At 64.0% G+C, this 13,738-nt stretch carries 9 protein-coding genes and 4 pseudogenes; 10 read left to right on the top strand and 3 right to left on the bottom strand.

Translation table 11 applies throughout. The features are described from left to right. The first annotated feature begins 12 nt into the window (after positions 1 to 12). The 6 genes and pseudogenes from hemC to G7066_RS00415 form a co-directional block, all read left to right on the top strand. Positions 13 to 1,026 (top strand): hydroxymethylbilane synthase, encoded by a 1,014-nt coding sequence (gene hemC / locus G7066_RS00390; RefSeq protein WP_166331825.1) that lies wholly within the window; start codon positions 13 to 15, stop codon positions 1,024 to 1,026. Positions 1,027 to 1,035: 9 nt separating this feature from the next. Next, positions 1,036 to 1,887: a uroporphyrinogen-III synthase gene (locus G7066_RS00395; RefSeq protein ID WP_166328190.1), complete on the top strand. Its 852-nt coding sequence runs from the start codon at positions 1,036 to 1,038 to the stop codon at positions 1,885 to 1,887. Continuing rightward, complete coding sequence (gene hemB / locus G7066_RS00400; RefSeq protein WP_244303106.1) at positions 1,884 to 2,885, top strand: porphobilinogen synthase; 1,002 nt, start codon at positions 1,884 to 1,886, stop codon at positions 2,883 to 2,885. Before G7066_RS00395 ends, hemB begins: the two co-directional genes overlap by 4 nt. 70 nt (positions 2,886 to 2,955) lie before the next feature. After that, positions 2,956 to 4,271, top strand: a pseudogene (locus tag G7066_RS00405) (glutamate-1-semialdehyde 2,1-aminomutase). A 91-nt stretch (positions 4,272 to 4,362) separates the two neighbouring features. After that, positions 4,363 to 4,611, top strand: coding sequence for a helix-turn-helix domain-containing protein (locus G7066_RS00410; protein ID WP_166328192.1), 249 nt, complete (start codon positions 4,363 to 4,365; stop codon positions 4,609 to 4,611). Further along, positions 4,595 to 5,647, top strand: a pseudogene (locus G7066_RS00415) (type II toxin-antitoxin system HipA family toxin); the annotation flags it as partial. The gene G7066_RS00410 and the pseudogene G7066_RS00415, both read left to right, overlap by 17 nt. A gap of 228 nt (positions 5,648 to 5,875) precedes the next feature. On the opposite strand, the gene purB reads toward G7066_RS00415, so the two are convergent. The 3 genes from purB to G7066_RS00430 all read right to left on the bottom strand — a co-directional run bounded on the left by purB (position 5,876) and on the right by G7066_RS00430 (position 8,393). Continuing rightward, positions 5,876 to 7,327: an adenylosuccinate lyase gene (gene purB, locus G7066_RS00420; protein WP_166328194.1), complete on the bottom strand. Its 1,452-nt coding sequence runs from the start codon at positions 7,325 to 7,327 to the stop codon at positions 5,876 to 5,878. Between the two features lie 150 nt (positions 7,328 to 7,477). Next, complete coding sequence (locus G7066_RS00425) at positions 7,478 to 7,996, bottom strand: low molecular weight protein-tyrosine-phosphatase (RefSeq protein WP_166328196.1); 519 nt, start codon at positions 7,994 to 7,996, stop codon at positions 7,478 to 7,480. After that, positions 7,980 to 8,393, bottom strand: coding sequence for a phage holin family protein (locus tag G7066_RS00430; RefSeq protein ID WP_166328198.1), 414 nt, complete (start codon positions 8,391 to 8,393; stop codon positions 7,980 to 7,982). The genes G7066_RS00425 and G7066_RS00430 overlap by 17 nt, the downstream gene beginning before the upstream one ends. A gap of 305 nt (positions 8,394 to 8,698) precedes the next feature. On the opposite strand from G7066_RS00430, the gene G7066_RS00435 reads away from it, so the two are divergent. From G7066_RS00435 to G7066_RS00450, 4 genes and pseudogenes are all read left to right on the top strand, one after another. Next, entirely contained in the window at positions 8,699 to 9,775 is a 1,077-nt protein-coding gene (locus G7066_RS00435; RefSeq protein ID WP_166328200.1) for a histidinol-phosphate transaminase, read from the top strand. Between the two features lie 145 nt (positions 9,776 to 9,920). Beyond that, the gene (locus G7066_RS00440) at positions 9,921 to 11,135 is read left to right on the top strand and encodes a thiamine pyrophosphate-dependent enzyme (protein WP_166328202.1); all 1,215 of its coding nucleotides are present in this window, start codon (positions 9,921 to 9,923) and stop codon (positions 11,133 to 11,135) included. A 35-nt stretch (positions 11,136 to 11,170) separates the two neighbouring features. Beyond that, positions 11,171 to 12,135, top strand: a pseudogene (locus G7066_RS00445) (alpha-ketoacid dehydrogenase subunit beta). 32 nt (positions 12,136 to 12,167) lie between these two features. After that, positions 12,168 to 13,510: pseudogene (locus G7066_RS00450) on the top strand (dihydrolipoamide acetyltransferase family protein). The last annotated feature ends 228 nt before the right edge of the window (positions 13,511 to 13,738 follow it).

Below are 13,738 nucleotides of genomic sequence, written 5' to 3' on the forward strand. Positions count from 1 at the left end.
TCCAGGCTCGGCGTGCGGGGGGACACGTATCTGTCGCCGCAGCCCGGCCTGATCCGTTTTGGCACGCGGCGTAGCCGTCTCGCAGTGGCGCAGACAACGCAGGTCGCCGAAAAGGTTGCACGTGAAACGGGTGCCGATGTGGCGCTCGTGACGGTCACCACAAAGGGAGATGTGTCACGTGCCCCGCTGGCAGAACTCGGGGGCACCGGTGTGTTTGTGAGTGCGCTGCGCGACGCGCTGCTCGATAACCGCTGCGACCTTGCGGTGCACTCCTTTAAGGATCTACCGACCGGACCCTGCGAGGGCATCGTGGTTGGTGCGGTGCCCGAACGTGCCGATCCGCGCGACGCACTCTGTGCCCGTGACGGGCTGACTCTTGCTGAGTTGCCGACGGGGGCGCGTGTTGGCACCGGCTCGCCCAGACGGGCGGCTCAGGTGCTTGCGGTGCGCCCCGATCTGCAGGTCGAAGACATTCGCGGCAATATCGACACCAGGCTCAGCTTTGTTGGTGACTCGCTCGACGCGGTTGTGCTTGCCGCGGCCGGGCTGGATCGTGCGGATAGCTCGAGTGTGATCACCGAGCGCTTCGACCTGAGTGCGGTGCCCACCGCGGCTGGGCAAGGTGCGCTCGCAGTTGAGGTGCGCGGTGCAGACTCGGGATCAGGCGCGACCGTGCTGACAGAGCCACGTATTGTGACGGCGCTGCGGGCTCTTGAGCATCCGGCTTCACGAATGACGGCTGAAGCAGAACGTTCAGTGCTATTGACGCTGGAAGCGGGATGCGCCGCCCCGATCGGCGCGACGGCGCACATCACAGGTGGCAAGCTGCAACTGCGGGCGACCGTGTACCGTACCGACGGGACTGCGCAGCTGGAGGTCGTTTCGGCGGTGCCGCTTGGCAACGGAACGGCAGGTGAGGCCATTGTGCTTCAACTGGGCCGTGACGTGGCCGGTGAACTGCTGAGCCGAGGGGCTGCCGAGCTGACCGATCTCGGGGCGGTGCTCGTGCGCCAGGGCAACAGGTAGCGCTGATTGATGGCTGAGACGGGAGGGCTGATTCCCGCAGACGCTTCGCTTCGCGGGGCACGCGTGATGATCCTGCGTGGTGGATCATGGGGAGAACGTGTCTCCCGGCAGGTGCGTGATCGTGGGGGTGAGCCGGTCGTTCACCCGCTGATTGCAGTTGTGCCCGCGGAGACACCCGCGTTGCGCGAGGCGATCGGGCGCTGGAACCGGGGGACCTACGACTGGGTTGTACTGACCAGTGCAAACGCGGTCGAGGCGATACTGGCGGTGGCTGGTGCCTGCCCAGGCCGGGCTAACGCACTTGGCGCAGGATCAAAGACGCCAACCCGTATCGCAGTTGTCGGTCCGGGCACCGCCACCGCAGCGCGGGCTGTCGGTCTTGGCGTTGATGTGATGCCCGAGCGCGACTTCTCGACCGAGGGACTGATGGTGGCACTCGGTGTCGAGTTGGGTGCCGAGGCTACCGCCGAACGGCAGCGCTTCCTCTTGCCCCTGTCGAATCTGAGCGATGATCGCCTGCAGACCTGGCTGGAGGCAGCCGGGCACCACGTTGATCGGGTGACCGCCTACGAAACGGTCCAGGTTGATCAGGATGCGCGATCCCGAACCGCGTTTGCCACCGCCGTTGCCGAGAGTGACGTGATACTCGTCACCAGTGGATCAGCCGCTCGTGCGCTCGCCGCAAACCTCGACGCTTTCGATGCTGCCGTGCTGCCCACCATCGCGGCCATTGGCGAACCGACGGCCGCCGCCCTTCGTGGTGTGGGCCTTATACCCCAGCTTGTCGCAGGTTCCCAGACCATAGACGGCCTGCTCGCCGCCGTTGCCGCACAAACAAACGAACCCCACCAACAGAAATGACAGTGATGCACACGACCGTCCCCACTAGCCTTCGACCGCACCGGCCCCGGCGCCTGCGCAGTTCGCCCGCCATGCGTCGCCTAGTCGCCGAGACCCGATTGCACCCGGCAGACCTCGTGCTGCCGGTGTTTGTGCGCGAGGGTATTCACGAGCCAAGTCCGATCACCTCTATGCCCGGGGTGATGCAGCACACGCTTGATTCCGTGCGTGCGGTTGCCGTTGAGGCTGCCGCAGCCGGGTTGGGTGGCATCATGCTGTTTGGGGTGCCCGCGGAGCGCGATCCTCTGGGGAGTGCCGCGGTGGATCCCAATGGCATTTTGAATCGTGCCCTTCGCGCGGTGGCTGCCGAGGTCAGCGGTGATCTCGTCGTACAGAGTGACCTTTGCCTCGACGAGTTCACCTCGCACGGACACTGCGGTGTGCTCGATGAGGTGGGGCGGGTCGACAACGACGCAACGCTGCAACACTACGCGCGCATGGCCGTCGCGCAGGCGGAGGCGGGGGCGGAACTGCTCGGTCTCTCGGGCATGATGGACGGCCAGGTTGCGGTGGTGCGCGAGGCGCTCGACGAGGCTGGTTTTGTCGATGCGGCGATTCTGGCGTACGCCGCCAAGTATGCGTCCGCCTTTTATGGCCCGTTTCGCGAGGCGGTCGACTCGCAGTTGCAGGGGGACCGGCGTAGCTACCAGCAGGATCCAGCCAACCGCCGCGAAGGTCTGCGGGAGGCTTATCTCGACCTCGATGAGGGTGCCGACATCGTGATGGTCAAACCCGCGATGAGCTACCTCGATGTGCTCTCTGATGTCGCGCGGGTGAGCACGGTGCCGGTCTGGGCGTATCAGGTTTCTGGCGAGGCGGCGATGATCGAGGCTGCCGCGGCGAACGGCTGGATCGACCGTGAGGCCGCGATCCGCGAGTCGCTGCTCAGCATCTCCCGCGCCGGAGCCGACACCATTCTGAGTTACTTCGCGCTTGAGGTTGCGGGGTGGCGGCGGTGATCCGCTGTGTTGGCCTCCCGCGCGGCCACTCTGCCAACATTGCCGACCTCAACAACCTGGAGCTACGACCATGACACACCTAACCAACACTGAGCTCGAATCCCGCGCCGGGCGGGTGATCCCCGGCGGGGTGAACTCTCCTGTGCGGGCCTTTGCTTCGGTGGGCGGCACGCCACGCTACTTCGTCTCAGGGAGTGGACCCTACGTCACCGACGTCGAGGGCCGAGAGTACGTCGACCTGGTGGGAGCCTGGGGCCCCGCTCTGCTGGGCCACGCGCTGCCCGAGGTGGTGACTGCGGTGCAGGAGGCCGTCGGTCGCGGCTTCGGCTTTGGGGCGTCGGCACCGGCCGAGGTTGAGCTGGCTGAGTTGCTGGTGGCGAAGCTGCCCGACGTTGACAAGGTGCGGCTTGTGTCGACCGGCACCGAGGCGACCATGACGGCTATTCGCATCGCCCGCGGCGCGACCGACAGGCCGCTGATTATCAAGTTTGCCGGACACTATCACGGCCACTCAGACGGCTTGTTGGCGGCTGCCGGATCGGGGCTCGCGACGCTTGCCCTGCCAGGATCAGCCGGGGTGACCGCCGAGACAGCGGCCCAGACCATTGTGCTGCCCTACAACGATGTGCCTGCGCTTGAGCGGGCCTTCAATGAGCACGGCTCGCGGATCGCGGCGGTGATTACTGAGGCCGCGGCGGCAAACATGGGAGTGGTGGCTCCGCTGCCCGGATTCACCGAGAGCCTGCTTGAAATTGCTCACCGGCACGGTGCTCTTGTGATCGTTGACGAGGTGCTCACCGGGTTCCGTGCGGGGCCTTGTGGTTATTGGGGGTTAGAGCGGGATCAGGTGCTTGCCGCGCTGAGGCCCGACCTGTTCACCTTCGGCAAGGTGGTGGGCGGTGGGTTGCCGCTCGCGGCTCTTGGGGTCGCGCAGCGCTGATGGATCTGCTTGCTCCTACCGGTCCGGTCTACCAGGGCGGCACTCTCTCCGGCAATCCCGTCGCGGCGACCGCCGGGCTAGCGACACTGGAGGCTGCCGACACCGCGGCGTATGCTCGCCTGGGAGGGGCCGCCGACGCGCTCGCCGCGGAGGTATCGGCAGCGCTGAACGCTGCGGGCGTCGCCCACCGGGTACAGCGCGCCGGCACCCTCTTCAGTGTGCTGTTTGGTGATTTTCCCGAGGCACCAACGGGGTACGTCGATGTGCAGCGCCAGAACACCACGCAGTACGGTGCATTTTTCCACGCGATGCTCGACGCGGGTGTCTCGCTGCCGCCGAGTGCCTACGAGACCTGGTTTGTGTCGGCGGCGCACGATGCCGCCGCGCTCGACCGTGTGGTGCGGGCGCTGCCGGAGGCTGCTCGTCGGGCTTCCGCCGCGGCCTGAGTAGACTCCACGCCGATTGAGAAGCCTTCTATTTATCGGGATTTTAAGATAGAGTTGTAGTATCTGGAAATTCCGATAAGGGGGTTCAGGGATGAAATACACCGCAAGACTGCGCGCTCCTGCTGATTTTGGCCTTGCGATCCAGCAAGCGCGCTTAGACCGCGGTCTGTCGCAAACAGAATTGGCGGAAGAGGCCTCGCTGCGTCAGAGCACCGTCAGCGAGATAGAGAGTGGCAAGGCCACAATTTACTTACGCCAGATGCTTGAGCTCGCGCGAGCGAGCGGGTGCGAAATCTTCGCGAGCTGGGGCGAAGAGGATGCTGATGCGCCTCGCAGTTGAACTGTACGGCTCGAAAGTCGGCACGCTGAGCGGCGAGAGCTCTCGCACCTTCGACTTCACTCCGAGCGAAGAGGGGCTTCAGCGCTTTGGCGTGAACAGTACGACGCTGTCGGTTGCGATCCCGCTGTCGCCCACTCTGCGCCGTGACCAGGCAGGCCGTCGCCGGAACTGGTTTGCGGAGTTGCTTCCAGAGGGTGATCAATACGAGTACATGCTTATGCAGAGCGCGCTACGAGCAGGTGACACGCTCGGATTTTTGGCTCGATATGGCCGAGACGTTGCTGGTGCCCTCCAGATATGGGATCTTGACAACCCCTCCGAGCCACCCGTACCGGCTTTGCAAGCTGTGTCCGCACGACAGATTCGAGAACTGCTTGAGAATCCGATGCGCGCTCCTCTCGCGAACGATCCAATTGCCGGAAAGTCATCGCTCGGCGGTGTGCAGCCTAAGGTGGTGCTTGTGCGCACGGAGAGCGGCTGGGCACAAGGTCTGGGAGGTTATCCAACCACGCACATTCTGAAGCCGCAGCTTCGTGGCGCGAGCGAGAGTGTGATTTTCGACGAAGAGTATGGGTCGCGCCTTGCCCGACGCTTGGGGCTGTCGGCTTTCGCCACGACCATCGAAGAATTTGATGGTGCCCGGGCCTTAGCGATCGAGCGTTTTGACCGCAGCGCGGGGGAGCGTGTCCATCAGGAGGATTTCAGTCAGGTTCTTGGCGCCGCGCAGAATCAGAAGTACCAACGGATGGGAGGAGTAGTCAGTTTGGGTCGGATCGCACAAGTTCTTCAGCAGCACACCTCCCGGACTGAACTCGATAATCTTGCGCGAATGCTAGTGCTGGCTGTTGGGAGCGGAAACCTCGACATGCACACAAAGAACATCGGCCTTCTTCACAAGGTTGATGGCGAGGTTGAGCTTGCCCCGGCATATGACGCCGTTCCCCAGGCACATATGACTAACGACGGGGAACTGGCTCTTTCCGTGAATCGAAAGTATCGACATGCGGACATAACCCGAGAGGATCTCGTTGATGAGTGCGCGAGCTGGGGGCTTCGGAGCGCGCGGCAGATTGTGGAAGAAACTCTCGTTGAGTTGAGTGAAGCAATCAACGAGCACACTCCACTGGTCGGCGCATTTCCAGGGCTTCAGGAGCAGCTTGCGCGCTTCGTGGGCAACCTCAGCGAGGGGTGCCAGTCGGGTCGCCACTGCGATCTGCGTAGATTGCAAGCCCACCCGAAGGCTTTGTCCGCCGCGCCGCAGGCGCTACCGCTTCAAGTAGTCGAGCAGACGCACCGCGTCGCCGATGTACGTTGCCGGGGTCAAAGCGAGCAGCCGATCCCGAGCCTCGTCGCCGATCTCAAGCGCCTGCACAAACTCGATGAGATCCTGCTGGCCAATGCGGCGACCGCGGGTCAGATCCTTGAGGGCCGCGTAAGGATCGCTGATGGTCGAGCGGCCCGAGGCCACCTCGGCACGAATCACGGTCTGGATCGCCTCACCCAGCACCTCCCAGTTCGCGTCGAGATCGGCGGCAAGCACGTCGGGTGCCGCGTCGATCTGGCCGAGCCCCTTCAAGATGTTGTCGAGCGCGAGCACCGAGTGCCCGAAAGCGACACCGATGTTGCGCTGCGCCGAAGAATCGGTCAGGTCACGCTGCCAGCGGCTCGTCACGAGGGTCGCCGCGAGCGAGTCGAGCAGTGCGTTCGACAGCTCAAGGTTTGCCTCGGCGTTCTCGAAGCGAATCGGGTTGACCTTATGCGGCATCGTCGAGGATCCGGTAGCCCCGGCAACCGGGATCTGGCGGAAGTACCCGATAGAGATGTAGCTCCAGATATCGGTTGCGAGGTTGTGCAGGATCCGGTTCGCGTGCGCGATGCGCGTGTAGAGTTCGGCCTGCCAGTCGTGCGACTCAATCTGCGTGGTCAGTGGGTTCCAGTCGAGCCCGAGCCCCTCGACAAACTCCTGCGACACCTGCATCCAGTCGGTGTTGGGGTCAGCCGCGAGGTGCGCCGCAAACGTGCCGGTCGCCCCCGAGAACTTGCCCAGGTATTCGACGTCGTCGATCTGGTTCAGCTGGCGCTCAAGGCGGTACACAAACACCGCGAGCTCTTTGCCAAGGGTCGTTGGTGTGGCCGGCTGGCCGTGGGTGCGGCTCATCATCGGCAGCTCGCGGTACTGCTCGGCCTGGCGCGCGATCTCGGCGATGACCTTCTCAAACCGCGGACGCCACACGTCGGCAACAGCTTGCTTCACGGTGAGTGCGTACGACAGGTTGTTGATGTCTTCGCTGGTGCAGCACACGTGGGTCAGTTCGGCAATCGCGTCGAGCCCCTGTGCGCTCAGCTGATCCCGAACCAAGTATTCGACGGCCTTCACGTCGTGCTGTGTGGTCGCCTCGATCTCGGCGAGCTTGTCGATCTCGGCCTGGCCGAAGTTCGCGGCCCACTCGCGAAGTGTTGCGACCTGAGCGTCAGGAAGCGGTGTGCCGCCCAGCAGCGAGTGCGAGGTGAGGTGGATGAGCCACTCGACCTCGACGTGCACGCGCGCCTTGTTCAGCCCCGCCTCCGAGAGGGTGTTGCCCAGGTCAGCGACCGCCGCGCGGTAGCGTCCGTCGAGCGGGCTGATGGGCTGCGGGGCATGGGCGTCATTGGGTCTCCGTGCTTGTTGGGGGCTCAGGTGTCGAGCCGAGTGCGAGGGCCGAGTCCATTCTCCCATGCAACCTGTGGCGGGTCAGCGCAAGACCGCGATCGTGATCCCAAGAGCGAGAAAAAGGAGTGCGAGCCCGATGGCAAAGACCGCTGAGCGCCGCGAGAATCAGACCAGCCCGCACAAACGCCGAAACCGGTTCGAGCTCTTATTCTTCCGTTAACGGTCACCGCTCAGTCGTTCAAGCAGCACTCGGCAACTGCGTTCAACCTGCTCAAGCACGCGGTCGAACGCGTCTTCGTCAGACCAGTACGGGTCAAATACATCGGGGTCGTCAGGCTGTTCGGGATCGAATTCGGTCAGCAGAACAACTCGCTCGGGATCCGCGCCGCGATCCAACATGAGTTGTTCGTGCCCGCGATCCAGCGCGATGAGCAACTGGTGCTGAGCAATGTCGGCGTCGCTCAGCTGTGCGGCCCGGTGTGGTTCTCCGTCGTAGCCGCGCCTCGCGAGTGCGGTCAGGGTGCGGGGGTCGGCTTGGTTGCCGACGTGCCAGTCGCCCATGCCGCGAGAGGTGATGACAAACTGCTCGGCGATCCCGGCGTCTTCGACCAACCGCCGAAACACAACCTCGCCCATGGGCGAGCGGCAGATGTTGCCGGTGCAGACGAAGCTGATGTGGAGGGGGATGGGGTGGTCATCTCTCCAGTTTGCCTGAGATTCAGCGATCCTGGTCATACTTGCGATTTGTGCCCAGCAGGCCGTTCAAGATTCCAGACAGGATCGACAACACCAGCGCCGCGATCACACCCCACCAGAAACCATCAATGCGAAGTCCGAAGCCAGCGAGATCAGACAACCACGCGACGATCGCAAACATGATGCCGTTGACGATCAAACCGAAGAGCCCCAGCGTCAGAATATAGAGCGGAATCGACACAAACCGTACGATCTTGCCGAGGGTCCCGTTGACGATTCCGAAGACCAGGGCTACAAGTACCAGTGTGATCAGATATCCGTCGTTGCCCTCTCCGAACGGCTCGACCCACACGCCGTGATCGCCGCTGCCACCGACGATGAGTGTGGTGAGCCACAGGGCGAAGGCGCTGACGAGAATGCGGGCGAGTGTGCGCATGGGTCTATTCTGTCACTCGCGCGGCTCTTCTGCTCTTCTGCGTCTTCGCGTGCTCCGTGCTGCCCTGACGCGTTTCCATGCATCGGTTCCCGCACGAGGACCTGCCCTAGCAACGAAAGGCCCGCTTGCCCACGCGTTGGTATGGGGGCCTCTCGTCGGGTAGGCGTGCACTCGTCGGTGGGGCGGTGGCTGGGTGGTGGGCTGGTGGCACGGCGGTCTGGTGACCTGGCGGTGGGGTGGCGGATCGACGGGGCCTGTTGGAAGCCCCGAGACCCCGACCAGAGCACCTCACTACACTGAATCCCATGACCAACACCCCCGTGCGCCTGCGCGCAGACGTACTCGCCGTTCCCGCATACCGGCAGGGCGCAACCCCCACGAAGCCGGGGTACAAACTGTCGAGCAACGAGAACCCGTTCCCGCCGCTGCCCGCTGTGCTCGCGGCGATTCAGGATCGCGGCGACATCAACCGTTACGCCGCAGCAGCGATGCCAGACCTGCGTGCCGCGATCGCAGCAGAGTTCAACGTGGGCAGCGATCACGTTCATATCGGGGCAGGATCGGCAGCCTTGCTTTACCAACTCGTGCAGGCGGCGGCCGGACCAGGTGACGGGGTCATGTTTGCGTGGCCGAGCTTCGAGGCCTACCCGTCACTTGGTCTTGCATCAGGTGCCGAAAACATCGCGGTCCCGCTGAACGATCAGGCCGAACACGACCTCGACGCGATGGCCGCCGCGGTCACCGAGCGCACGCGCGTGATCCTGCTCTGCAGCCCCAACAACCCGACCGGGCCAACCATCCGCCGTGACGCGTTCGACCGCTTCATGCAGCGGGTGCCCGCCGATACGCTCGTGATCCTCGACGAGGCCTACCGCGAGTTTGTCACTGATGCAGAGGCCGTGTTCGGTGAGCAGGTGCTTAGTCTGCACCCGAATCTCGTGGTGCTGCGCACCTTCTCGAAGGCGTACGGGCTCGCTGGTCTGCGACTCGGTTACGCCATCGGGGATCCCGCGATCCTCGCCGCCGCCGCGAGTGTTGCCGTGCCGCTCTCGGTGACCGGGCTTGCTGAGTCTGCCGCCCTTGCCGCGCTCACGCCGGAATCCCAAAAAGAACAGCGCGACCGCATTGCCGTGCTGACTGAGCGTCGCGACGCGCTCGCCGCCGGGCTGCGCGAACTCGGGCTCGATGTTCCGGTTGCGCAGGGCAACTTCGTGTGGATCCCGCAGAGCGTCAGCGTTGACGCGGTGGCGCTGGCGGCGGCGTTCGCCGAGGAGGGCACGCTTGTGCGGCCATTCCCCGGGGCGGGCGTGCGCATTTCGGTCGGTGAGGCAGAGAGTCTGCCAGTGGTGCTTGAGGTGGTGCGCGGATATCTCGCATCGTAGGGTGAACGCTTCCCAGCCTTATGACGAGGCGTAGGTTTAGGAAGCGTCCACCGCGCGAGGCCCGCCAGCGCCCACCCGCCCACATTCCCTGACGAAACGCCATATATCCGCGCGATGTCGATGGTGCTCGTTACACTTGGTCGGGATGAATACGCACACGATTGATGTCCCTCTTCACGGGGGTGCAGATCCAGAACCGATCCGCTTTCTCGACGAGGCTGGCAACTACGCTCCCTCCGATTCGGCGGCCGCATTTGCCGACGAACTCGCGGGTGTTGGCGTCGCAGAGTTCAAGCAGTGGTACCGCGACATGGTTACCACTCGCGCATTCGACACCGAGTGCACGCACCTGCAGCGTCAGGGCCAGCTCGCCCTCTGGGTGCCGAGCGTTGGGCAAGAGGGTTGCCAGGTCGGGCTGGGTCGCGCGAGCGAGCCCCAAGATCACATCTTTCCCGCGTACCGTGAGCACGCAATCGCGGGGATCCGCGGTGTTGATTTCGTTGACGTCGCCAAGCTGTTCCGTGGGCTGACTCACGGCGGCTGGGACGTCACAGATCCCAAAAATGGCAACTTTCACCTCTACACACTTGTGCTCGGCGCACAGGCGCAACACGCGACGGGCTACGCGCTCGGGCAACTGCTCGACGCCAAGCGCGCGGTGGGCGATACGACACTCGACCCGGGTGAGGCGGGCACCAACACCGGCGAGGCCACCATGGTCTTCTACGGTGACGGCACCTCAAGCCAGGGCGACGCAAACGAGGCGATGGTGTTCGCAGCGAGCTACCAGACCCCCGAGGTTTTTGTTGTGCAGAACAACCGCTGGGCCATTTCGGTGCCCGTCGCGCGTCAGTCACGCACTCCGCTCTACCGTCGTGCCCTCGGGTTCGGGATCCGGGCCGTGCAGATCGACGGCAACGATCCACTCGCGGCCTACGCCGTTGGCCGCCGCTTCCTTGGCCTCGCGCGCACGGGTCAGGGCCCTGGTTACATCGAGGCCCTCACCTACCGTATCGGCGCACACACCACGAGCGACGATCCCACCCGCTACCGAGAAGACGGCGAGCTTGAGAGCTGGCAGCAGCGCGATCCTATCGAGCGGCTCGAAGTGTACCTGCGCTCGCTCGGCGTGACCGACGAGTTTTTCGAAGAGGTGCGTGTCGCCGCCGATGTTGAGGCGAAGCGCGTGCGCGATGTGATCCTGACCCTGCCGTCTCCGACGGCCGACTCGATGTTTGCGAATGTCTACTCCGAGCCGCACCCGCGCATCGAAGAGCAGCGTGTCTGGCTCGAGCGCTACGAGGCCTCGTTTGAGGACGCAGACGCAGGTACAGCCGCACAGGAAGGGGCAGCCAAGTGAGCACCGAAGTTCAAGCTCTGAGTGAGCGCGCGACAATGCCCCTCGCGAAGGCGATTAACGAGGGTCTGCGCGCCGCAATGCTGGCTGACGAGCGCGTGATCCTCATGGGCGAAGACATCGGCCCCTGGGTGGCGTCTTCCGCGTGACCGACAAACTGCAGGCAGAGTTCGGCTCAGCTCGAGTGCTCGACACTCCGCTCGCTGAGTCGGGAATCATCGGCAGCGCCATCGGCCTCGCAATGCGCGGGTACCGCCCTGTTGTTGAGATCCAGTTCGACGGCTTTATCTTTCCCGGCTTCAACCAGATCGTCACGCAGCTTGCAAAGATCACGAACCGTCACGACGGCAAGGTGTCGATGCCCGTGGTCATTCGTGTGCCCTACGGCGGCCACATTGGTGCCGTTGAGCACCACCAGGAGAGCCCGGAGGCGTACTTCGTGCACACCCCTGGTCTGCGTGTTGTCGCACCGTCGACCCCGCACGACGCCTACTGGATGATCCAGCAGGCAATTCAGTCGAACGACCCGGTGCTGTTTTTCGAGCCCAAAGCCAAGTACTGGCACAAGGGTGAGGTTGATCCCGCTGCCCCCGCCGGTGAACTGCACCAGACGCGCGTTGCCCGCATCGGCAGCGACGTCACTGTGGTCGGCCACGGTGCGATGGTCGCCACGATGCTGCAGGCCGCCGAGGTCGCCTCGCGAGAGGGCACGAGCCTTGAGGTGGTCGACCTACGCAGCATCTCACCGATCGACTACGAACCGCTGCTCGCCTCCGTGCGTAAGACCGGGCGTCTCGTGGTGGCCCAGGAGGCGCAGGGAGGTGTGAGTCTCGGCAGCGAGATCGCGGCTCACGTTGCTGAGCACGCGTTCTATTCACTGCAGGCCCCCGTGCTGCGGGTCGCCGGGTATGACGTTCCCTTCCCTCCCGCGCGGCTCGAAGGCCTCTACCTGCCCGACGCCGATCGTGTGCTTGAAGCCGTCGACCGTACAATGCACTACTAGACCCTGCATCACAGAAGAACCAAGGAGCTGCCATGAGCGAAATGACGTTCCCCCTTCCCGATGTGGGTGAGGGATTGACCGAGGCCGAGATTGTCACGTGGCACGTGGCGGCCGGAGACACCGTCGAGCTGAACCAGGTGATCTGCGAGATCGAGACCGCGAAGTCGCTGGTTGAGCTGCCCTCGCCCTTCACCGGCGAGGTGACCGAGTTGCTCGCCGAGGTGGGGCAGACGGTTCCCGTTGGTGAGCCAATTCTCAAGGTTGCCGTGAACGATGGGGTCGAAGCCCCGTCGCCCGCTGCTCCCGTCATACCGGCCGCCCCCGCGGCCGTCAGGGAAGATTTTGCACACGCAAGCGCCGATATCGCCAACTCGATTCAAAAAGACGACGAGGGAGGTGCCGTGCTCGTCGGCTACGGCACCGCGGGCGCAGTGCAATCGCGTCGTCGCAGTGGTGGAGAGCCGCTGTTGGGCGGTTCAGGATCGACTGGCCCTCGATCCCTGTAGCTCACGCCTTGCCTGTCATCGCAAAACCGCCGATTCGCAAGCTGGCGAAAGACCTGGGTGTAGAGCTCTCCCACATTTCGGGCACCGGGATCGCGGGCGAGATTTTGCGCGATGACGTTGTGCGGCAGGCCTCGCAGGCCAGCGTCTTCCGTAACATCGTGACCCCCGAGGTGCCGTCGGAGCGCGAAGAGCGCATCCCGGTTAAGGGTGTACGTAAGCAGGTTGCCCAGGCGATGGTTGCCTCGAAGTTCACGGCGCCCCACGTTAGCGTGTTTACCGAGGTCGACGCGACCCGCACGATGGAGTTCGTGAAGCGCCTCAAAGCCTCGACCGATTTTGCTGGCGTGAAGGTGTCGCCGCTGCTCATCTTCGCGAAGGCGATGCTGTGGGCGGTGCGCCGCAACCCGCAGGTCAACTCGAAGTGGACCGACGAAGAGATCATTCGCCACAACTTCGTGAACCTCGGCATCGCCGCGGCGACGCCGCGTGGTCTGCTTGTGCCAAACATCAAGGATGCTCAGGATCTGAGCTTGCTCGAACTCGCTCGGGCTATTGAGCAATTGACCATCACCGCCCGCGATGGCCGCACGCAGCCGGCAGAAATGGCGAACGGCACGATCACGCTCACCAACATCGGTGTGTTCGGCATGGACTTCGGTCTGCCGATCCTGAACCCCGGTGAGGTCGCGATCCTCGCAATGGGCACGATTAAGCAAAAGCCGTGGGTTGTTGACGGTGAGGTGCGCCCCCGCATGGTGACCACCGTTGGTGGCTCCTTCGACCACCGCGTGGTCGACGGTGATGTGGTGTCGCGCTTCGTGGCTGACGTCGCCTCGGTGCTTGAGGAGCCCGCGCTGCTGCTTGACTGAGTGATGTGTACTCAGCCGCGTTTTTGCGCTCGATCGGATGGCTCCCCGGGACTCGTTCAATACCCCGGGCTAGGGCTACTCAGCACCGGCGGCAAAGATCCTAACCAGGGCAAGGCAACTAACTGGTTAGGATCCTTGCCTCCCGTGAGCTTCTTTGCTTCTCGTCGGTGCGTTTTTCGCTGACCGCACTCCTATCGCCCGGCTTTCAGACGGGTGCTTTCGCGCGAG

It is taken from the genome of Leucobacter coleopterorum (genome assembly GCF_011382985.1).
GTDB lineage: Bacteria > Actinomycetota > Actinomycetes > Actinomycetales > Microbacteriaceae > Leucobacter > Leucobacter coleopterorum.